This is a genomic window from Sediminicola sp. YIK13 (assembly GCF_001430825.1).
Classification (GTDB): domain Bacteria; phylum Bacteroidota; class Bacteroidia; order Flavobacteriales; family Flavobacteriaceae; genus Sediminicola.
On sequence record NZ_CP010535.1, the window covers coordinates 1,081,760 to 1,104,477 of the forward strand.

18 protein-coding genes are annotated in these 22,718 nt (G+C 37.6%); 8 read left to right on the plus strand and 10 right to left on the minus strand.

The features are described 5' to 3' along the window. The first annotated feature begins 81 nt into the window (after positions 1–81). Positions 82–1,539: a hypothetical protein gene (locus SB49_RS04805; RefSeq protein ID WP_062058865.1), complete on the plus strand. Its 1,458-nt coding sequence runs from the start codon at positions 82–84 to the stop codon at positions 1,537–1,539. 63 nt (positions 1,540–1,602) lie between these two features. On the opposite strand, the gene bcp is transcribed toward SB49_RS04805, so the two are convergent. Beyond that, positions 1,603–2,055, minus strand: coding sequence for a thioredoxin-dependent thiol peroxidase (bcp, locus tag SB49_RS04810; protein ID WP_062054368.1), 453 nt, complete (start codon positions 2,053–2,055; stop codon positions 1,603–1,605). A gap of 53 nt (positions 2,056–2,108) precedes the next feature. On the opposite strand from bcp, the gene SB49_RS04815 reads away from it, so the two are divergent. After that, complete coding sequence (locus SB49_RS04815) at positions 2,109–2,771, plus strand: endonuclease III domain-containing protein (RefSeq protein ID WP_062054370.1); 663 nt, start codon at positions 2,109–2,111, stop codon at positions 2,769–2,771. 257 nt (positions 2,772–3,028) lie between these two features. Here the strand turns inward: SB49_RS04815 and SB49_RS04820 are convergent, their stop codons facing one another. After that, complete coding sequence (locus SB49_RS04820) at positions 3,029–3,610, minus strand: RNA polymerase sigma factor (RefSeq protein WP_062054374.1); 582 nt, start codon at positions 3,608–3,610, stop codon at positions 3,029–3,031. A gap of 247 nt (positions 3,611–3,857) precedes the next feature. Between SB49_RS04820 and uvrA the strand changes: the two genes are divergently transcribed. Then, the gene (gene uvrA, locus SB49_RS04825; RefSeq protein ID WP_062054376.1) at positions 3,858–6,635 is read left to right on the plus strand and encodes an excinuclease ABC subunit UvrA; all 2,778 of its coding nucleotides are present in this window, start codon (positions 3,858–3,860) and stop codon (positions 6,633–6,635) included. Positions 6,636–6,761: 126 nt separating this feature from the next. Next, the gene (locus tag SB49_RS04830; protein ID WP_062054378.1) at positions 6,762–8,060 is read left to right on the plus strand and encodes a hypothetical protein; all 1,299 of its coding nucleotides are present in this window, start codon (positions 6,762–6,764) and stop codon (positions 8,058–8,060) included. Between the two features lie 93 nt (positions 8,061–8,153). On the opposite strand, the gene SB49_RS04835 is transcribed toward SB49_RS04830, so the two are convergent. Genes SB49_RS04835 through SB49_RS04850 form a run of 4 tightly spaced genes read right to left on the minus strand, consistent with a single transcriptional unit; the run spans position 8,154 to position 13,605 of the window. Beyond that, complete coding sequence (locus SB49_RS04835; RefSeq protein ID WP_062054379.1) at positions 8,154–9,614, minus strand: oligosaccharide flippase family protein; 1,461 nt, start codon at positions 9,612–9,614, stop codon at positions 8,154–8,156. Next, entirely contained in the window at positions 9,614–10,885 is a 1,272-nt protein-coding gene (locus SB49_RS04840) for a glycosyltransferase family 4 protein (protein WP_062054381.1), read from the minus strand. Before SB49_RS04840 ends, SB49_RS04835 begins: the two co-directional genes overlap by 1 nt. Then, complete coding sequence (locus SB49_RS04845) at positions 10,885–13,320, minus strand: YfhO family protein (protein WP_062054383.1); 2,436 nt, start codon at positions 13,318–13,320, stop codon at positions 10,885–10,887. Before SB49_RS04845 ends, SB49_RS04840 begins: the two co-directional genes overlap by 1 nt. 21 nt (positions 13,321–13,341) lie before the next feature. Then, positions 13,342–13,605, minus strand: coding sequence for a DUF4834 family protein (locus SB49_RS04850; RefSeq protein ID WP_062054385.1), 264 nt, complete (start codon positions 13,603–13,605; stop codon positions 13,342–13,344). A gap of 104 nt (positions 13,606–13,709) precedes the next feature. Between SB49_RS04850 and SB49_RS04855 the strand changes: the two genes are divergently transcribed. Both SB49_RS04855 and SB49_RS04860 read left to right on the plus strand, forming a co-directional pair. After that, positions 13,710–14,690, plus strand: a complete 981-nt coding sequence (locus SB49_RS04855) for a transporter (RefSeq protein ID WP_062058868.1) — start codon at positions 13,710–13,712, stop codon at positions 14,688–14,690. Between the two features lie 107 nt (positions 14,691–14,797). Next, complete coding sequence (locus SB49_RS04860; protein ID WP_062054387.1) at positions 14,798–15,919, plus strand: hypothetical protein; 1,122 nt, start codon at positions 14,798–14,800, stop codon at positions 15,917–15,919. A gap of 71 nt (positions 15,920–15,990) precedes the next feature. Here SB49_RS04860 and SB49_RS04865 read toward each other — a convergent pair whose 3' ends face one another. The 3 genes from SB49_RS04865 to SB49_RS04875 all read right to left on the minus strand — a co-directional run bounded on the left by SB49_RS04865 (position 15,991) and on the right by SB49_RS04875 (position 20,643). Then, a complete protein-coding gene (locus SB49_RS04865) occupies positions 15,991–17,250 on the minus strand; it encodes an aminotransferase class I/II-fold pyridoxal phosphate-dependent enzyme (RefSeq protein WP_062054389.1) in 1,260 nt (419 codons plus the stop codon). A gap of 128 nt (positions 17,251–17,378) precedes the next feature. After that, complete coding sequence (locus SB49_RS04870) at positions 17,379–18,419, minus strand: PLP-dependent cysteine synthase family protein (RefSeq protein ID WP_062058871.1); 1,041 nt, start codon at positions 18,417–18,419, stop codon at positions 17,379–17,381. Positions 18,420–18,504: 85 nt separating this feature from the next. Further along, positions 18,505–20,643 (minus strand): S9 family peptidase, encoded by a 2,139-nt coding sequence (locus SB49_RS04875; RefSeq protein ID WP_062058874.1) that lies wholly within the window; start codon positions 20,641–20,643, stop codon positions 18,505–18,507. A gap of 61 nt (positions 20,644–20,704) precedes the next feature. Between SB49_RS04875 and SB49_RS04880 the strand changes: the two genes are divergently transcribed. Together SB49_RS04880 and SB49_RS04885 are read left to right on the plus strand one after the other, a co-directional pair. Beyond that, the gene (locus SB49_RS04880; protein WP_062054391.1) at positions 20,705–21,031 is read left to right on the plus strand and encodes a YbaB/EbfC family nucleoid-associated protein; all 327 of its coding nucleotides are present in this window, start codon (positions 20,705–20,707) and stop codon (positions 21,029–21,031) included. Between the two features lie 337 nt (positions 21,032–21,368). Next, positions 21,369–21,692: a DUF1508 domain-containing protein gene (locus tag SB49_RS04885; RefSeq protein WP_062054393.1), complete on the plus strand. Its 324-nt coding sequence runs from the start codon at positions 21,369–21,371 to the stop codon at positions 21,690–21,692. On the opposite strand, the gene SB49_RS04890 is transcribed toward SB49_RS04885, so the two are convergent. Continuing rightward, positions 21,687–22,709 carry a threonine aldolase family protein gene (locus tag SB49_RS04890; protein ID WP_062054395.1) on the minus strand — a complete coding sequence of 341 codons (1,023 nt, stop codon included), beginning with the start codon at positions 22,707–22,709 and terminating at the stop codon, positions 21,687–21,689. The two genes, SB49_RS04885 and SB49_RS04890, sit on opposite strands and share 6 nt — an antisense overlap. Positions 22,710–22,718 lie beyond the last annotated feature (9 nt).

Below are 22,718 nucleotides of genomic sequence, written 5' to 3' on the forward strand. Positions count from 1 at the left end.
CCTATTTATTCCAAATTTATAACATATTTATTTAATAGATACCCCAATCTTATTAACTTTGTTGCACGTAAAAAAACTATAATGGCTTCTGTCTTAAATAAAGATACCGCATTTGAAAATATCCCCTCAATCAAGGCAAAAACCTTAAGGATAAATTTAAACCCCGACATATACGGAACATTTGCTGAGATTGGTGCAGGCCAAGAAACAGCAAGACATTTTTTTAGGGCCGGTGGGTCTTCTGGAACTATTGCCAAAGCAATGAGCGCTTACGACAAGGATTTCAGTGATGCCATCTATGGAATTGAACCAGATGGCCGCTATGTGACCCAATCCAGGTTGAAGAGAATGTTGGAATATGAAATGCAACTGACTGAAGAGCGTATTAGCCGTCAGAAACATCCAGACCGACTATTTTTCTCTTATGCCAATACCGTGGCGACCATAGATTTTGCCAAAAAATTTAAGGGACATGGTTGGATCGGAATTCGTTTTCAATTAGACCCTAACCAAAAGGAATGGGATGAGATTGTTCTGCACATACGTTTCAGACAGAATGAAGCCAGACTACAACAGGAAACTTTGGGTATTTTAGGGGTAAATCTAATTTATGGGGCATTCTATAAATATGATCAACCCAGAAAATTATTAAGGTATCTATATGATCATATAGATAAGGATACCATTGAGATTGATATGATCAATTTTTCCGGACCGAACTTTAAAAATGTCGATAATCGATTAATGAGCCTACAGCTTATTAAAAACGATATGACCGATGCAGTAATGTTCGGACCAGATGGCAACAACTTATTACCTGCTGCTATTCTGTACAAGAAAAATATTTTGGCATTAAGGGGTAGTTTTAGACCTGTGACCAAAGTGAATTTGGATATGTTCCAGAAATCGTACGATATTTTTGTTCGGGAACAAACGGTAGATATTAATAATACCATTGTTATTTTTGAAATTACCCTTTCAAACCTAAAGGCCTCAGGAGAAATAGATGAACAGGATTTTATGGACAGGGCAGAACTACTTTGTTCACTTGGACATACGGTAATGATCTCCAAATTCCGAGAGTATTACAAACTAGTAGAATATTTCAATAACTATACTAAATCCAGAATTGGCCTTACCATGGGCGTTAACAATTTAGTGGAAGTGTTTGATGAAAAATACTACAGACATTTAAGTGGTGGTATTTTGGAAGCATTTGGAAAACTTTTCTTTAAGGATCTAAAGGTGTACCTATATCCAATGAAGGATGAAGAAACCGGTCAGATTATGACCAGTAATAATGTTAAGGTACATCCTAGAATGAAAGAATTGTACAAATTCTTTAAATACAATGGAAAAGTAATGGACATCATCGATTACGATCCAGAAATACTACACATCTTCTCCAGGGATGTATTGAAGAAAATAATTAACAAGGATGATGGCTGGGAAGCAGAACTTCCTGAAGGCATTGCAGAAATCATCAAAGAGAAAGATTTGTTTACCAAAAAATTGGTAAAGGCCGAGGAAAACAAATAGAATTGATCAAAAATAACAAAGCGCCCTAATTTGCATTAGGGCGCTTTTATTTTAGATAGTTCGTTATTCCAATATTTGTGCAGCGTGATCTTTGGTTTTTACTTTATCTATAACCTTGGTAAGGATGCCCTTTTCATCAATGATAAAGGTTTTCCTATGGATGCCATCATATTCCTTGCCCATGAATTTTTTTGGTCCCCAAACCCCAAATGTATTGATAATGGTATGATCCTCATCTGCCAAGAGCGGAAAAGGAAATTCGTATTTGTTCTTAAAATTTAATTGTTTGGTTTGGGTATCCTCACTGACCCCGAGTAGTTCATACCCCTGTTTTTGAAGTTCAGCATAATTGTCCCTAAGATTACAGGCTTCTGCCGTACAACCAGGTGTGTTGGCCCTTGGATAGAAAAATACGATCAATTTCTTACCAGCATAGTCTGATAAAGAAATAGAATTTCCATCTTGATCTTTTGAAGTAAATGCCGGTACTTTATCACCTTCTTTAAGTGTGTTCATTGTTTTTTTATTTAAATTCGTGTTTGATATTTCTACTGTAAAATTAAACAAAAATGACGAAAGCCGAAAAGGTAGACTTCACTATCCGTACGCTTCAGGAATTATATCCTACTATTCCTGTTCCGCTGGAACATAAAGATCCCTATACCCTATTAATTGCTGTACTAATGTCCGCACAAAGTACGGATGTCCGTGTCAACCAGATTACGCCCTTATTATTCGCCAGGGCCGATAACCCTTATGATATGGTTAAGTTAAGTGTTGAAGAAATTAGAGATATTATACGTCCGGTTGGGCTTTCCCCGATGAAATCTAAGGGAATTCATGGCTTATCCGAAATTTTAATTGAGAAATACAATGGTGAAGTTCCAAGGGATATTGCTTTATTGGAAGAATTTCCTGGCGTGGGTCACAAAACGGCAAGTGTTGTAGTAGCACAAGCTTTCGGGATACCAGCATTTCCTGTTGATACCCATATTCATAGATTAATGTATCGTTGGGGTTTTACCAATGGAAAAAATGTGGTACAGACCGAAAAAGATGCTAAAAGATTGTTTCCAAAAGAATTATGGAACGATTTACATCTTCAGATCATATGGTATGGTCGTGAATATTCTCCTGCCAGGGGATGGAACTTGGAAAAAGATATCATTACTAAGACCATTGGGAGAAAAACTATATTGAATAGCTATTATGCCAACAAAAAAAAGACCTAATAATAGGTCTTTTTTTTGTTTTTATTTCGGAACTAGTTGATGTTAGTTCAAATTATTTTCGAACTGCATACTTTTATATTCCACGATCTGTAACGACCTAGAATAATTCATCAAAAACTGAATAGTTTCTGGACATGCTTTAGCTAATTTGCACGTGTTTTGTTTTGTAGAGTAAATTCTTTCCATATTTAATAGCTTAGTTATGTTAAGATAACGCCACTTAAATGGAAATATTGTACTATACGACCTATTGCATATTAATTCGTTAAAACGATATTATGTTTGTTTATGATCTTTCTCATGTTGATCAATGCATAGCGCATTCTTCCTAGTGCAGTGTTAATGCTTACTCCTGTGTTTTCAGATATCTCCTTAAAACTCATATCCTTATAGATACGCATTAGAAGTACTTCTTTCTGATCATCTGGAAGCTCATCGATAAGGATTCGTAAATCACTATCAATCTGGTCTTTTATAATTTGCTTTTCAGCATTTAACTTATCATCACCAATTACAGAGAAAATATTAAAGTCATCGCTACCTTCGAACTTTGGCATTCTTTTGTTCTTTCTAAAATGGTCTATAATAAGGTTGTGCGATATGCGCATTACCCAGGGTAAAAATTTCCCTTCTTCACTATAGGATCCTTTTTTTAAGGTTTTGATCACTTTGATAAAGGTATCTTGGAAGATATCCTCTGTTACATCCCTGTCCAATACTTTTGAGTAAATGAAGCTGGTGATTCTTTGGTTGTGTCTGTTGATTAAGATTTCTAAAGCCCTTTCATTTCCGGCAATATAATCCCTTACTAATACTGAGTCATCAATCTGTAGTTCCATACAAATTACTTTTTTTTGGTTAAAATTAGGGGCCTCCCCTTTCGGAAAGGACTTCTAGTTATTTAGGTAAATTCTAAAAAGTAATTTTTCTGTATAGGCCTATATAGTTATTAATTACACTTCAAATATATAAAAAAGAAGAGCTTAGAAAAAAACATTGTTGTGATCTGCCCAATTAGTGATGTTAAAGTAAGGTTTGTAGTTATTAAATTGGACATATCGTATCTTTGCACCCTTAAATAAGCATATGTCCACGATATTAGATGTCAATCCAAAGCACAATATTATAATAAAGGGTGCCAAATTGCACAACTTAAAGAATATAGACGTTGTAATTCCCCGAAACAAGCTTGTGGTTATTACCGGATTATCCGGTTCCGGGAAATCCAGCTTGGCTTTTGATACCCTTTATGCGGAGGGACAACGTCGCTATGTTGAATCCCTTTCATCCTACGCAAGACAATTTTTGGGGAAATTAGACAAGCCAAAGGTAGACTATATAAAAGGAATAGCGCCTGCAATTGCCATTGAACAAAAAGTTAATTCCACCAATCCCAGATCCACCGTGGGGACCACCACGGAAATATATGATTATCTAAAATTACTCTTTGCTCGAATTGGCAAAACCATTTCTCCAATTTCCGGCTTGGAGGTTAAAAAACATACGGTTGCCAATGTGGTGGACCATATTAAAAACTATGAAGAGGGAAAAAAGTTACTGCTCCTTGCTCCCATCCAGATTAAAGCGGACAGAGATCCCATTAAATCATTACAGTTATTTTCCAAACAAGGTTACGCCAGAATTAAATATAAAGGAGAGGTAATCCGTATAGATGATACCATTACTGAAATAGATCGGGAATTTGATCTTGTTGTAGATCGTATCATCACCAAGGATGATGAAGACTTTTATAATAGATTGGCGAATGCAATTGATACTGCCTTTTTTGAAGGAAAGGGAGATTGTATAATTGAAGAGCTGGATGCTGGTGAACAAATTCATTTTAGTAATAAATTTGAATTGAACGGTATGCAGTTCCTTGAACCCAACGTGCATCTTTTCAGTTTTAACAATCCCTATGGAGCATGTGCGAAATGTGAGGGTTATGGAGATGTCATTGGAATAGACGAGGATTTGGTAATCCCAAACACCTCCTTATCGGTCTACGAAAATGCAATTTTCCCTTGGCGAGGGGAAAGCATGGGCTGGTATAGAGACCAGTTGGTGAATGCCGCATATAAATTCGATTTTCCCATCCACAAACCTTGGTTTCAGTTAAGTGAGGAACAAAAGCAATTGGTGTGGAACGGAAATTCTCATTTTATAGGTATTGATAAGTTCTTCCAGACCTTGGAGGAAAAGAGTTATAAAATCCAAAATAGGGTTATGCTGTCCAGATACAGGGGCAAAACAAAATGTAATGTCTGTAAAGGGAATAGATTAAGGAAGGAAACCGATTATGTGAAGGTTTCCGGAAAATCAATTTCTGAACTGGTAGAACTACCAATTGCCAAACTTATCAATTTCTTCGATGAGTTTTCCTTAAGCAAGCATGACGAACAAATAGCATCCCGCCTTTTGGTTGAAATTAAGAGTAGGTTGGGATTTCTGAACAAGGTGGGATTAACCTATCTGACCCTAAACAGAAAATCTAACAGCTTATCCGGTGGGGAAAGTCAACGCATCAATTTAGCAACTTCCTTAGGGAGTAGCCTGGTTGGGTCCATGTATATACTAGATGAACCGAGTATAGGGCTACATCCCAAGGATACCGAGAACTTAATTGATGTTTTAAAATCGTTACGGGATCTTGGGAATACAGTTATTGTGGTGGAACACGATGAAGATATCATGAAAGCCGCAGATGAAGTCATAGATATTGGCCCGGAAGCAGGTACCCATGGCGGACATGTAGTGGCCCATGGTACAATGCAGGATATTTTAAACTCAACTTCTTTAACCGCCAAATATCTCAATGGAACCATGGCTATTGAGGTTCCCAAGCAAAGAAGACAATATAAAAATCATATTCATATTAGTGGAGCTAGGGAAAACAACCTAAAAAATATAGATGTAACCTTCCCATTAGAAGTACTTACTGTTATTACGGGCGTATCCGGTAGCGGTAAAAGTACTTTGGTTAAAAACTTATTATATCCTATTATTTTAAAGGCGGTGGGGGGCTATGGCCAGAAGGCAGGTCAGTATTCTGAGGTTGAAGGGAACTTTTCCGCTATTAAACATGTTGAGTTTGTAGACCAGAACCCCATTGGGCGATCTTCGAGATCCAACCCTGTAACCTATATAAAGGCCTATGATGATATTCGTAATTTATTTGCCAATCAAAAGCTGAGTAAGTTAAGAGGATATCAGGCCAAACATTTCTCTTTTAATGTAGATGGTGGCCGTTGTGAAAAATGTAAAGGAGAGGGAGAGATTACGGTAGAAATGCAATTTATGGCCGATGTTCATCTAGAATGCGATGCATGTAATGGAAAGAGGTTTAAAAAAGAAATTCTTGAAGTAAAATTTGAGGATATCAATATTGACGATGTTCTAAACATGACCATTGATGATGCCATTGAATTTTTTAATAAATACCAGCAAACCAAAATAAAAGGCAAGCTGAAACCTTTACAGGATGTAGGTTTGGGGTATGTAACCCTTGGTCAGTCCTCTTCTACCCTATCTGGAGGAGAAGCACAACGGATTAAGCTCGCATCTTTTTTAGTAAAAGGAAGCAACAAGGAAAAGGCACTCTTTATATTTGATGAACCTACAACTGGACTTCACTTCCACGATATTAAAAAACTATTGAAATCCTTTGATGCACTAATTTCCAAAGGCCACTCCATAGTCGTTATTGAGCACAATATAGATCTAATCAAATGTGCCGACTATATAATCGATTTAGGTCCGGAAGGAGGGGAAAATGGGGGGCAATTAATGGCCCAGGGAACCCCAGAAGACGTTGCGAAAAACAAAAAATCATTTACCGCAAAGTATCTAAAGGAAAAGATTTAGGTCTTATTATATTTTTATATTGTTGATTATCAATTACTTAATAGTATTTGATATTTTTTGGCACGCTCTTTGAAATAAGGTTAACGAATGTAAATAGTTACATTCTGAACTTTAAAACCTTATATTATGAAAAACTTAATACTCCTTTTTACAGCGATGATCTTTGGTGCTTCCACTGCCATGGCTGTTACGGTAGAAGATAAGGTTGCACTACGCAATGCTTATAATTACAACAACTCATTTATTTTTGTTGAAGATGGCATTACGTTTTCAGTATATCCAGATGGAGAATTCGATTTCTATATAGATGATAGAGCTGGAGTAAACGCCAATGTAAACTTTAGAAACGTTAATATTACGTATAACTCTGGATTCAACTATAACCCATATGTTCAATATGACGATTATGGTGCAGTAATACAGGTAGAGAACATTCCAATATATTATGATTATTATGGTCGGGTTACCCAAGTGGGCAATGTAGACGTCTCTTACAATAGAGGTAGAGTAAATAGATTGGGTGGACTATATGTATACTATAATAGAAATGGAGTATACAGTCACCACAGAGGCTTCATCAATGTGTATAATAGATACTATGTTTACAGACCCTTTCATAACTATTTTGCAAGACCATCAGTAGGGTTATGTCTGGTGTACAATAGACCATACAGAAGGTATTACGAACCGGTAAGATATACTTATTATAGACCTTACCATAATAACTACAGAAGATCCTATGCCAAATTTGGTCGTGAGCATAAATACAAAAAAGACCATTACAGAAGGTCAGATGTATATAGAAATGACAGACGTGTTGTAGCTAGGGATAATAATTCCAGAAGAAATAATGGATACAGAACCTCTGGTAATGTTATCAAAAGAAGTGAAAGTAGAAGTGTAGACTATGCGAGAAATGGTAAGTCTAACAGAAATGATAGATCTAACTATGACTCTAAAAGGAGTACAGACTATTCCAGAAATGACAAGTCTAACAGATCGGATAGATACAACAATGATTCTAGAAGGAATGTTGACAATTCCAGAAATGGGAATTCCAAAAGAACGGATAGGTCCAACTATGATTCTAAAAGAAGTACGGACCGAAACGTAGGAACAAGCAGATCCTCGAGACCTACCGTAAACAGAACGGTAACAAAAAAAGAAGTTTCAAGGACTCCTAGAAGTTCAACAGTTACTAGGACCAGTACTACCTATAAAAAACCAGAAAGAAAAAGTTCTGGTAGAACGGTGGCAACAAGAACCCAAAAATCGGTTTCTTCTAAGTCTAATGGTTCAAGGAATACCAAAAGTACGAAGGTGTCTTCCAGGACCTCCACTCCAAGTCGTGTGGGCAAGGCAGCTACCAGTGGTAGAAGAAGCAGTGCTTCAAGTGCCAGAGGTAGAAGCTCACGAGATTTTTAAAATATAGTTTTTAGGTTGGTTAGTTAGTTGTTTAACCCCCGCATCGATTAAATTGATGCGGGGGTTTTTATTTTCGATAAACTTATCTATCCCTTATCCCTTTCTCTTGAGGTACTTGGAAAGCAGTCCAAACACATCCTCTGATATTCTGAAACGATAAAGTACGCCAATGTAGAATAAGGTAATCAGGATACCTTTCATTAGTATATTTACCACAGGATGAAAAGCAAATTGCAAGGAGATAAACAAAACGATGACCACTAATAGCAGCGCCATAACTTTTAAGGTTTCCATTGTAAAGGGCTGTATACCAAATTTCATCTTGACATAGACCAATTTTATGGTGTTGTATATAAAAATCGCAGTAAATGTAGCAAATGCAGCTCCATTAATACCGTATTTAGGAATCATCCATAGATTTAATAATATGGTACATATGGCCAAAAGCACGCCCATGACCAATACGGCCCTGTAGTAATCGGAGTTGTATAAAATGGCATTGTTATTTCCCATTAACGCGTCGTATACTTTAGCCAAACCAATTAAAAGGACCACCACAAATCCGCCTCTATAGGCTTCCGGTAATAAATAATAAAGGTCATTAAGGTTCAAGATGATCAGTACAAACAATAATCCCGAAACTATAAACAAGGTCAAGGAACTCTTTTCATATAGCTTTTTCAAGCCTATTGTATCCTTCTTGTTCAATAATTCCGCAGTTAAAGGATAGGCTATCTGGTGCATGGATCTTGCTGGTACAGCTATCACTGTTGCTATAAATATGGCCACACTATAATAGGCGACATTTTCAATTTGTATAAACTGGTTGATCATAAATCGATCCACTTCCAACAAAATGACAGAGGCAGAACCTCCTAAAATAATAAGAGTACTATAATTGATTATACTGGGTGTTCCTTTGGGAAATGAAAAATTAAGCCTGGGCATCCTCAATTGATAGGCATAAATTTTCATTAAAATGGTTCGCAATAAATAGATTCCAACCATTGCCTTTAAAAATACATCAATTGAAATGAAGTCATAATATACCAAGAACAACAAAATGGTAACCCCAATCCTGGCAAAGACCTCCTTCATGAAATTACCGAAAACAGATTTCATCCTAATCCTCGCCCAAGAATAGAACACCTCAAAATAGGCCATGGAAAATCCAATCAAAAATATGTACCATACATAACCTTTCACAATAGGGTTCTCTTGCGATAAAAAGTCTCCTATTTTAGTATAGCCAATGTATGTAATAGCAGTTGCAGGTATTATTAAAAAGAGAGGAAGGATCAGCATTAAAGTAAGGAAACCATCGGCACTTTTTTTATCCTCAAAGGCACTGTAATATTTTACCAAGGTATTGGGAACCCCAAAGGCCAACAAGGGCATTAATATCGCCGAGGTGGATAAAATAACACCTACCAATCCATAATATTCATCCGTAAGAAAGCGGGTATAGAGAAACAGGGTATTGATAGCACCAATGCCGAACCCAAAGTAGGTTACCAGGGTATTTTTGAAAGATTGCTTAAATATTATCCCCATTAGATCAACTGTGCTAATTTCCCAGTAAGTTCCCTCCTACTGTATTGTTCTATATGCTGACTCTTAACGTAAAGCTCTTTCTTTTGGTAAGCGATGAACCATTCTAACAACTGTGTTTTGATTGCCTGAGCCTCCATATAAGTAAATGCGCTGCCAGTACAGGTTTCTGAAATCATTTGGGCTACTTCCCATCCTTCTGGACCCACTCCTAATATAGGTCGATCTGCAGCAATATATTCAAAGAATTTTCCTGGAATAATTCCCTTTGTTTCTTCGCTATCTATTTCTACCAATAATAATACCTGTGACCGCTGTTGCCTTTCAATTGCTTTTTCATGTGACACATAACCCTCCATGCGGACGTAAGGTTCCAATTGGTGACTTTGGATAGATTCTAAAACATCTTTACTTACTACCCCAATCAATTCAAGTACCAGGTTTTTCCTAAAATCAGCATTCTCCTCTGTAAGTTCCTTTAATGCCTGCCATAATACTATTGGATTTCTGCCCGATAACAGTGACCCTATATGTGATATGGTAAATGCATCATCCAATTTATAGGACGAAAACTTACGGGAATCAAATCCATTTGTGATAACCGTTATTGGTTGGTCCGTAATATTAGAAAATTCTTTTTTGGTAGTGTTACTGGTTACGATTATTGAGTCTGCCCGGTTGAGCACTTCAGATTCCAATTGAAGGTGCCTCTTTTGTGAGCTTTTGGTGAGTTTTAATTTCTTATGATAACCAATGGAAGTCCAAGGGTCCCTAAAATCGGCTATCCATTGTATACTATTATTAGCCTTGAGTTTCATTCCAATAAGGTGCACACTATGTGGAGGCCCTGTAGTAATAATGGTTTCAATACCCTGTTCCTCTATTACCTGCTGTAAATACCTTACGGATGGCTTAATCCAAAATTTCCTGGCATCCGGTATAAAAAGATTTCCACGGATCCATAAAAGTACTTTCTCTAAAAGTGACTGATCTTTTGTCTGGATAATCCCTGAACTGATACTTTTGGTTTTCTTTTTGGAAAAAATACTTGCCAATTGATAGGGCTCAAATATTTTCTGTTTGTAAATTTTTATCCCTTCCGGAATCTCATTCTCAAAAGTAAAATCCATTATAGGGTATTCAGGATTTTCAGGAACATATACTACCGGTTCTACCTCAAAATCCCTTAGATATTTTACGAATTTCAACCATCGCTGTACTCCGGGCCCCCCAGCAGGAGGCCAATAATAAGTAATGATGAGGGCCTTTTTCATTACGATTCTTCCTTTTTACGGAAATTCCTTAAAGAAAAGCCGATACCACCAAGGATAAAAAGACCTAATAGCAATGTGCTTGCCAGGGTGATGGTTCCACCGGTTTCAATCACCTCTGGTTCAAATTTAAATTCTATTTTATGGTTCCCAGCAGGTACCTTCATGGCCCTGAGGATATAGTTCACTTTAAAATGGGGGGTTTTAATCCCATCGATGTAGGCAATCCATCCATTGGCATAATACATCTCAGAAAAAACGGCAACTGCTTCTTGTGTACTTATAGACCTATAGGTCAAGTGATTGGGACTATAATTAGTAAGCTTAATTGTCGCCGTGGAGTCCTTTTGAAAGGAAAGGGGCGTGATATCTGGAAAGTCATTGGTATTAATGACCGCTTCATTTATAACATCGAGACTGTCCAGAGCTTGAATTTCCTGATTGGCATTTTTCACGGGAAGCAGGGTCTTTACAAACCATGCATTTCCGTTGGCATAAGGATTCAATGCTGGATAATCGCTACCCTCCTCATCTTGCTGTACCACGTATTTTACGTTGAGCATGTTCAAAACGCGCATATTGTTCTTGTACACGTGAAAATCGAACAAATCCTGCAAAGCTCCTGGTTTGGCGGCATGATAGCCTCCAATAGATTGATGAAAATAGGATGTTCTTGCTCCATTTAAACCTTCAGACGGGTCATATACCCTAAAGATTCCAGGGTCTTCAGCTATCTGCTTATCCATTGCAGTCTCCTGAAAAGGCTCCTCCATTTGTCTTGCACGCACAAAATCGTCTTCATTGACATATCGAAGATCAATCCCTACCAGATCAAATAACAATAAAAATCCCAGGGCCAGCGTCAATATGTTTTCTTTAATTCGCTCCTTGATGTAGAGCCAAATTGCTACTGCAGCCAAAAGAACATACACCAAAGACCGGATTAGATCACTGATATAAACAGATTCGCGGTCCAACTGAATCATGGTCATTATTTCATCTCCGAAATATTTCCTGTACGTTTCATCACTTTGTCCCACAAAATCGAACGTGCCCTTTAAAAGGAAAAGTAGAATCACAAAGCCTAAAACAACCAAAACCGAAATCTTTAGCGCATTTAATTTTCTGGACTTCTCCAGGGAAGGCTTAAATAATTCCACCAAGGCCAGTATTGCCATGATTGGCGCACATAATTCCAGTATCACCTGTATGGAAGAAACGGCCCTGAATTTATCGTATAAAGGAAAATATTCGATCATAAAGTCGGTCAACAGACCAAAGTTCTTGCCCCATGAAAGTAATAGCGCCATAATGGTTCCTCCTACGAGCCACCATTTGACTCTTCCCTGAACCAAAATAATCCCTAAAATAAACAGGAAGAATATAATGGCCCCAATATAAGCCGGAGCAGCTACAATAGGTTGGTCTCCCCAGTACAAGGGTAGTCCGCTTGTAAATTCTAGGGCTTTGGATCTCGATAGCCCTTGATTTGTTAAATAGGTATAGGCATTGGATTCCGTACCCAAGTTTTCACTATTTGATCCCCCAAACAACCGGGGAACAAATAAATTCATCGATTCTGCGATACCATAACTGTATTGGGTGATATACTCCTTATCCAATCCACTGGTACTTGCCTTTGGAGATCCGTCAGGATTAATGGTCAGTTCTGTTTTTCCCCTGGTACTCCAATCAGCGTACTCCTTAGTAGCCATTAGACTAGTGGCATTCACAAGAATCCCTAAGAATACAGCACCAACTAAAATACCCACTGAAATAACGAAATTTTTTAAGGTCTTGTTTATGATGGCATCAACTAAATACGCAATCCCCACGACCAGTACCAATAACATAAAATAAAAGGTCATTTGATAGTGATTCGCACTTATTTCAAGGGCCATCGCCAAGGCTGTAAGAATGAATCCCCAAATATATTTTTTCCTGAAAGTAAGGACAATTCCCGCTAGAATGAGGGGCAAGTAGCCAATAGCATGTGCTTTGGCATTGTGGCCTACTCCTAGTATAATGATCAGGTAAGTAGAAAACCCGAAGGCCAATGCCCCTATGGCTGCAAGCCTATAATCTACTTTCATGCAACATAAAAGGATATAGAAACCAATGAAATATAAGAATAAGTAATCGGCAGGTCTCGGCAAAAACCGGATCAGACGGTCCAATTGCTTTACATAATTGTGCGGATAGTTGGCTCCCAATTGATACGTGGGCATCCCTCCAAAGGCACTATTGGTCCAATAGGGCTCTTCCCCATTGGCATTTCTGAAATCGGCCTGTTCCTTGGCCATTCCAGTATACTGGGCAATATCGGACTGAAAAATTTTCTTCCCCTGCAATACTGGGTGGAAATATGCTAAAGAAGCAATAATAAAAAGAACAAGAACAAAGAAATGTACAAAAAGCGCTTTAATGCCGATTTTCATGTTTGGTGGTTGTGGTTTTAATTAATCAATTTCCTCAAAATCTATGTATTCCCCAACTTTATTGGAGGATTTAGAGGTTGTCCCTTTTTTTTTCTCTATGATTACTTCTCCCTCTTTCTCTTCATTGGGTGCAGGTTGGTTGGGAAATCCACCAAATTTTTCCTTAAAATGCTGCTCCGTTTTTTTTGCAGCGTATCGTAATATTTTCGGACCAAACCATTTAGCCAATATTTTAATAAAAAAATATACTAACAGAATGATTAATACCGTTCTTAACAAACCCATATTAATTCAAAAATTTATATCAAAAATACAATTCTAGCGTTGTATACATAGTTTAAAAGTCATAAAATAATAATAAAAACATGCCTTTAAGTAACCCCTTCGAAATGAGATATCCCCTAATAGTAGTCCTGACATTTCTTTTTTTAGTACCCTTATCCATGAATTCCCAGTATACAGATGTTATTAATTCCAATAGACCAGGACAATCTGTGAGTGCATATGCAGTTGGTAAAAATGTGTTGCAAGCAGAAATAGGCGTAACCATGGAAAAGAACGAGCATGTTAGAATGTTCACGGAATCTGATTTTTTAGGGGGGGATTTTGCCCTGAGATATGGATTGTTTTTTGAGCAATTGGAAATTTACTACGAAGGTTCGTACGTTAAAGAAGATATCATTTACACCCAATTGGACCTTGAGGCCACAAGAACGGATTTTACCAGAAATAGATTGGGGTTAAAATATTTACTTTATGATCCCTTTAAAAATCCAGAGAACAATAAGCCTAACCTTTACAGTTGGAAGGCCAATCATGGTTTTAAATTAAAAAATTTGATTCCGGCCATTTCGGTATATGCAGGAGCAAATTTTGTTTTGGGAGAAAATCCCTTTTTTTCAGGAGATCCAATAGTTTCTCCCCGTGTCATGTTAGCTACCCAGAGTAGATTATCCTCTAGATTCGTTCTTATTTCGAATATAGCGTATGACAGAATTGGAACGGATTTTCCAGAAATGAGTTATATCGTTTCTGTTTCACATGCATTGGGAAATCCAAAATGGAGTGTGTTTCTTGAACACCAAGGAATCAAAAGTGATCGCTACGCAGATGCTATAGTAAGAACGGGCGTTGCCTATCTGTTCAATGAGAATTTTCAAGCAGATCTCAATATTGCAACCAACTTTAAAGATACCCCTTCCAAACAATTTGGGACCATCGGCTTTTCCTACCGATTGGACATGCATAAAGACGAACTGATGCCCATAGAAGACCAAAAGGATGGAGAGAATGGAAAGATCAATTCCAGCAGTATGAAAAAATCCAAAAAGAAGAAGAAAAATAAGAAGAATGATGAGATTGACTTCTAAGTTATGAAGACAAAAATTAGCTAGTTCATCAATAAACAGCAATTATTGTAGAGGTATTTTATTCTATTGATTAATATTACTAATATTGACGATAGAAAATTTATACAATGATCACGATAAAAGAAGCTATCTCTAAAACTGATTTAAAGAAGTTTGTCACCTTTCCTTTTGCCCTTTATAAAGATTCTCCATATTGGGTACCTCCTATTATAAATGATGAATTAGCATCTTTCGACAAAAGCAAGAACCCCGTGTTCAAAGATGCAGATGCATGGTTCTTTTTAGCATATAAAGGTGACCAAATCGTTGGACGGGTTGCAGCAATAATCAATAAAATAGAGATCAATCAACAAAAAGTCAGCAAAATGCGCTTTGGATGGTTCGATTTCATTGATGATTTTGAAGTTTCTGGTGCTTTATTGGACAAGGTAGCTGAAATAGGCAAGCAACATCAGTTGGAATATATGGAAGGTCCTGTTGGGTTTTCCAATATGGATAAGGTAGGAGTTTTGACCGAAGGTTTTGATCATATAGGTACCATGATTACATGGTACAATCATCCTTATTATGTATCTCATTTTGAACATTTTGGTTTTGTAAAGGAAAAGGAATATGCTGAAAACAAATTCCCGTTTTCCAATGCCGACCCTAAATTTTTTGAAAAGGCGAATGAATTGGTCAAAAGGAGATACGGAGTAAAGGCAATTAATTTTACCAAGACTAAGGAAGTAATGCCCATGGCCGACAAGATGTTTGATCTATTCAATGCGAGCTATGCCAAACTTTCTTCTTTTGTCCCTATTACGGATATTCAAAAAGAATACTTCAAAAAGAAATATATCAGTTTTATTAATCCTGAGTACATCAAGTTTGTTGTGGATAAGGATGATAACTTAATCGCTTTTGGTATTGTTATGCCATCCTTCTCAGAGGCCCTACAGAAAGCCAATGGAAAACTGTTTCCATTTGGTATTTATCATTTACTAAAGGCCAAAAAGAAGAGTAAGGACGTTACTTTTTATCTTATTGGTGTGCATCCAGAATATCAAAACAAAGGAGTTACTGCCGTTATCTTCAGCGAATACCATAAGACATTCTCTGAAAAAGGCATTGAATATTGTTATAGGACACCTGAATTGGAAGATAATGTGGCCATCCGCCAACTTTGGAAACACTTTGATCCAAAAATTTATAAACGACGTAAAACTTTCAGGAAAAACCTAAAGTAAAGGTATAGCAAATAAAAAATCCCATATTCTAGGAATATGGGATTTTTTATATTTCAAATTAAGGTTATCGACTATTCGCCCATTGCTGCTGCAACTGCTGCTGATAATCGCTTATAGGTTCCATTTTCCAATCGCTCTCGGATAGCTGAAAATGCCTCCAAAGTTTCATTGATATCGTCCATTGTGTGTGTTGCCGTTGGAATCATTCTTAAAAGAATTAATCCCTTAGGAATTACTGGATACACTACTATAGAACAGAAAATGCCATAATTTTCCCTTAGGTCTTTTACCAGGGCCATAGCCTCAGGAATACTACCGTTCAGATAAACTGGCGTCACACAACTAGATGTGGTCCCAATATCAAAACCTCTTTCTTTTAAACCGTTTTGAAGAGCATCCACATTTTCCCAAAGCTTAGCCTTAAGCTGTGGCATGGTACGCAACATATCCAAACGTTTCAAAGCTCCCTTCACGTAGATCATTGGCAATGATTTTGCGAACATCTGTGAACGAAGATTGTATTTTAAATAATCAATTATTTCTTTATCTGCAGCCAAGAAGGCTCCAATACCTGCCATAGATTTAGCAAATGTGGCGAAGTACACATCAATACCATCCTGTATTCCCTGCTCTTCACCAGCACCGGCACCAGTTGCACCCAAAGTTCCAAATCCGTGGGCATCGTCCACTAAAAATCTGAAATTGTATTTTTCCTTAAGGGCTACAATCTCTTTCAGTTTACCTTGTTCCCCACGCATACCGAAAACACCTTCGGAGATCACTAAAATACCTCCCCCAGTCTGTTCCGCCATTTTTGTGGCACGTTCCAAGTTCTTCTCAAGACTATCTATGTCATTGTGCTTAAACGTAAAACGTTTACCCATGTGCAACCTCACCCCATCAATAATACAGGCGTGGGCATCAACATCATAAACAATAATATCGTCTTTGGATACCAAGGCATCTATAGTGGACAATATCCCCTGATAACCAAAGTTCAATAGATAGGCCGATTCCTTATTCACAAATGCGGCCAGTTCGGCCTCCAATTGCTCATGAAAATCAGTATGACCACTCATCATCCTTGCCCCCATGGGGAAGGCAGCACCGTATTCAGCTGCTGCATCTCCATCTACCTTTTTTATTTCGGGTAAATTGGCGAGGCCTAAGTAATCATTGATACTCCAGGTAATTACTTCTTTACCTTGAAATTTCATTCTATTGGAAATAGGTCCTTCTAGTTTTGGAAAGACAAAATATCCCTCTGCTTGGGAAGCCCACTTACCTAGTGGTCCCTTATTCTCAATTATTCTATCAAATAAGTCTCTCATTTAGACTGCTTAGTTTAGATGGCAAAAGTATAGATTTTTAACAAGGATTCATAAATTATTTTCAGGTATCAACAAAAAAGCAATGACTTGTGTGGTCATTGCTTTTGATATTACCTTCATAAGGCTCCTTATTTTACGTATTGTATTTCTTGTGGTTCGGATTCATGTTTCGTATCAAAAAATCCTTGGTCCTCCATCCATTGGTCACTATAAACCTTGCTCATGTACCTTGAACCGTGATCTGGAAATATAACAACAATATTACTATCCTTTCCAAATTCCCCATTTTCGTCCAACTGCTTAACGGCTTGCATTACTGCTCCGCTGGTATACCCTACGAACATCCCTTCAGTTCTTGAGATCTCCCTGGCAGTATGAGCACTTTCCTCATCGGTTACCTTGATGAATTCATCTATAACGTCAAAGTTTGTGGAAGAAGGAATTAAATTTTTACCTAAACCTTCAATTCTGTAAGGGTATATTTCATTTGAATCAAATTCTCTGGTTTCATGGTATTTTTTTAATACGGAACCAAAGGCATCAACCCCTATAATTTTAATATTTGGATTTTTCTCTTTTAAAAAGCGAGCGGTCCCGGAGATAGTTCCACCAGTTCCACTACAGGCCACTAAATGGGTAATGTTCCCGTTGGTCTGGTTCCAAATTTCCGGACCTGTACTACGGTAATGGGCCTCTGCATTTAGATCATTGAAATACTGGTTGATATAGATAGAACCTTTTACCTCACTGTGAAGTCTTTTTGCAACTTCATAATACGATCTCGGATCATCTGCACTAACATGGGCTGGACAAACGTACACCTTGGCTCCCATGGAGCGAAGCATATCTATTTTGTCCTTTGAGGATTTAGAGCTAACGGCAAGAATACATTCATACCCTTTAATGATGCTCACCATGGCGATACTAAAACCAGTATTTCCTGATGTGGTCTCAATAATGGTACTGTCCTTGGTTAGGATACCCTTTCTTTCAGCTTCTTCAATGATGTAGGCAGCAATTCTGTCCTTTGAAGAATGACCAGGATTAAAGGATTCTACCTTCGCGTAGAAGTTACCTGTAAGACCTGATGCAATTTTATTTAGTTTGACTAGAGGGGTGTTTCCTATGAGTTCTAGGACGTTGTTGTAAGCGTTTATCTTATTTTCCATAAAGGTCATCTAAGTTAGAATCTATTAGTCTATTGATTATAAGATTAATAAAGTTCCAACCGCAAAATTAATTATTTTTTTCAAATTAATCGATTTTACCCTCTAAATCTAATAAAAAGGTGTATTCCTTGGCCACCTCTTTTAGTGATTCAAACCTGCCGGAAGCCCCACCATGACCCGCATCCATGTTAATATTGAACAATAAAATATTAGTATCAGTTTTATGCGTCCTAAGCTTGGCAACCCACTTAGCTGGCTCCCAATATTGCACTTGGGAATCATGCAACCCTGTAATTACATACATATTGGGATAATCATGTGTGGTTACATTATCATAAGGTGAATACGATTTCATGTAGTCATAAAATTCCTTTTCGTTAGGATTACCCCATTCATCATACTCTCCGGTAGTTAAGGGTATGGATTCGTCCAGCATAGTGGTAACCACATCCACAAAGGGTACAGCTGCAATGATGCCGTTATATAGTTCCGGTGCCATATTTGCAATTGCACCCATAAGCAAGCCACCTGCAGATCCTCCTTCGGCATACAGATGATCCTTGGTGGTAAATTTATTATCTATTAGAAATTTGGAAGCATCGATAAAATCAGTAAACGTATTTTTCTTTTTGAGCAATTTACCATCTTCATACCATTTTCTGCCGAGGTATTCCCCTCCCCTGGCATGGACAATGCAATAAATAAAGCCCCTGTCCAAAAGACTCAAGCGCACCGTGGAAAAATAGGGGTCCAGCGTATACCCATAGGAGGCATAGGCGTATTGTAACAATGGACTAGTGCCGTCCAACTTGGTATCCTTATGGTATACCATGGAAATAGGAATTTTAACCCCATCTTGGGCAGTGGCCCATACTCTTTTGGACCTATAATTCTCCTTATTGAACTTCCCTCCAAGAACTTCCTGTTCTTTTTTGACCACCTTTTCCTTAGTCCTCATATTAAAATCAATGATAGAACTAGGAGTAGTAAGAGCGTTATACCCGTATCGTAGCACTTCCGTATCAAAATCTGGATTTGTACTCACGTAGGCCGTATAGGTTTCGTTATCAAAGGGCAAATAGTAACTTTCACTATTGTCCCATCTGGTAATCTTTACATGATTGAGCCCATTTTCACGTTCCGACAAAACGTAATAGTCCTTAAATATATCTACATCTTCCAGCAGTACATGATCCCTGTGGGGAATGAACTCCTTCCAATATTTGGATAGGGTATTCTTCTCGTCCACTTTCATCAATTTGAAATTTGTGGCACCATCTTTATTGGTCATTACGTAAAAATAGTCTTCATAATGGGCAATGGAATACTCCAAACCCCTTTGCCTTGGGGAGAATACCTTAAATTTTGCATTCGGGTCGTCGGCCTCCAAAAATCGGTATTCAGAAGTAAGGGTACTCGATGAACCTATGATAATATATTTCTTGGATTTGGATTTGTAAACGTAGGTATTGAAAGTTTCGTCCTCTTCATGAAACACCAAAACATCACTTTCTGTCGGGGTCCCAAGCACATGCATATATATTTTATCAGATCTAAGGGTAACCGGATCCTTCTTGGCATAAAATAAGGTCTTATTATCATTGGCCCAAACAGCCCCTCCTGTTGTATTTTCAATTTTATCGATATAAATCTCCCCTGTTTTCAGGTTTTTTATCTGTAATTGATATTGCCTCCTAGAAAAGGTGTCCACGCCAAAGGCCGCTAAAGTATTATCGGTGCTAATGGCCAATCCCCCTAAATTAAAATAATCATGTCCTTCAGCTAAAAGATTACAGTCAAATATAATCTCTTCAGGGGCATCCTCTTGTCCTTTGCGCCTGGAGTAAATGGGATAGTCCCTTGCCGTTTCATATCTGGTAAAGTACCAATATCCATTCTGCTTGTATGGTACTGAAGAATCATCCTCTTTTATTCGAGATTTCATTTCCTCAAAAAGTGTGGTTTGAAATTCTTTTGTATGGGCGGTATGTTCATTGTAATAGGCATTTTCCTGCTCTAGATAAGCTATAACCTCAGGATTCTCCCTATCGTTCAACCAATAATAGTTGTCTATTCTAACATCACCGTGTTTTACCAGTTCCGTTGGTGTTTTCTTTGCTATTGGTTCTTTTATATCTACCATTTCATTTCTATTATTTTGACAAGAAGCTGCAAAGCTAAGACTTAATAAAAAAACTAATTCCTTTTTTTTCAAGTGTCTCATGAAAATCATGTTTGTCCGAACAATTTAGTAATTTTGAAATCGAATAGAAAAAAAAGAAATTATGTTTGGAGATTTAATGGGAATGATGGGGAAATTAAAAGAAACCCAAGAAAAAGTAAAGGCCACTAAAGAAAGGTTGAACCACGTTTCATTGGAAGAGAAATCGTCAGATGAACTTCTAAAAGTGACCATTACGGCCAATAGAACAATAAAATCTATCCATATTGATGATAGCCTATTGGCAGATAAAGAACAATTGGAGGACTATCTTATCCTTACGTTAAACAAGGCTATAGAAAGGGCTACAGAAGTAAATGAAGCGGAGCTAGGGGCAGTTGCAAAAGAAGGTATGCCCAATATTCCAGGAATGGATGCTTTTCTCAAATAGATATAGGCCCTACCGGATAGATAAATCAGCTGAAGAAATCTGCTATGTTCCTTTTTTATAGGTCGGCAAATTTGGAAATACAAGACAGCCTCCAATTTTTGGCAACAGAAATGGAGACTCTAAATGAATATGAGTATTAGGATGAAAAAGTGTGCTTGGTAAAAGTTCCCTGTAATTTATAGTATTCCAAGAATATTGCCAAACACCACATTAGATCGTTTCAGCGATACCATAATTATTTAATGACCTTTAACAATTGGAAAAATTTTCTGAGAACAGTAAAAAAAATCAACACAACCAAAAAGTTTAGTATTTTTAGATAAAAGCTAAATCGCAGATGATAGAGATTAAGAAATATAATGAAAATGTATACCGATTTAGGGTAACCGCTTCCACTGGCCATGCTATTTTAGAAAGCATTGATTTTTCAAACATGGAAGACATCAAGAATTCTGTAACTGAACTTCAAGCTTCTCTTAATGAAAGGAAAGTTTTTGAACGAAGGACTGACCACAGTGGCAAATTTATTTTTCAATTAAAAAATAAGGACGGCCAGCTCATTGGCAGTAGCCTGCCCTATAGTTCTGAAGCCGGAATGGAAAATGGTATCAAAAATTTAAAAACTTATTTCGATACCATTTCCATGTTTCCAGAATTATAAACTTTTTAGAATCTTTAGAAATTCCTCATGTTGATCATCCGTATAATCCAAGTGTGTTACAACACGTAATTTCCCTTGACCCATTCCTATTAACTGCACGTGCTTATCCTTTAGTTTTTGCACAAAAGTTTCGGCACTCATTGAGGTTTCATCGATTTCAAAGATGATAATATTGGTTTCAATGGGCTCTACCTTTTTTATAAACGCTAATTGGTTGAGCAAAACACCAATTTCATCCGCTTTTTTGTGGTCTTCCGCCAAACGCTCTAACTGATAATCTAGCGCATAAATCCCTGCGGCTGCTAAAAATCCGGCTTGTCTCATTCCTCCGCCCAACACTTTTCGCACTCTAACAGCTTTCTGAATAAGAGCTGCATCACCCACCAAAACAGAGCCTACAGGACATCCCAATCCTTTACTGAGACAAACGCTAATAGTGTCGAAAAGTTCCCCGTATTGTTTAGGGCTTTCATTTTTGGCTATCAATGCATTCCATAATCGGGCACCATCTAAATGGTAGGCAAGCCCATGGGAATCGCAAACTTTTCTGATTTTCTTTAATTCTTCAAAATCCCAACATGCCCCTCCACCTTTATTCGTTGTATTTTCAACGCAGACCAAAGAAGTCAAAGGACTGTGGTAGAAATCTGGAGGGTTAATGGAATCCTCCACTTGTGCTGCTGTCATCATTCCCCTATGACCATCTACCAGCTTGCATGATACGCCGCTATTAAAGCTGATACCTCCACCTTCATAATTGTAGACATGGGCATATTTATCACAAATTAATTGTTCTGCGGGTTGTGTATGCAACTTTATGGCTGCCTGGTTGGTCATGGTACCACTGGGAAAGTAAAGGGCAGCTTCCATTCCAAACATGGCAGCAACCTTTTCCTCCAAAGCATTGACCGAAGGATCTGCCTTAAAAACGTCATCACCTACTTTTGCGGACATCATCGCATCCAACATTCCCGGTGTGGGTTTTGTTACCGTATCACTTATCAAATTTATTTCCAAAATATCACT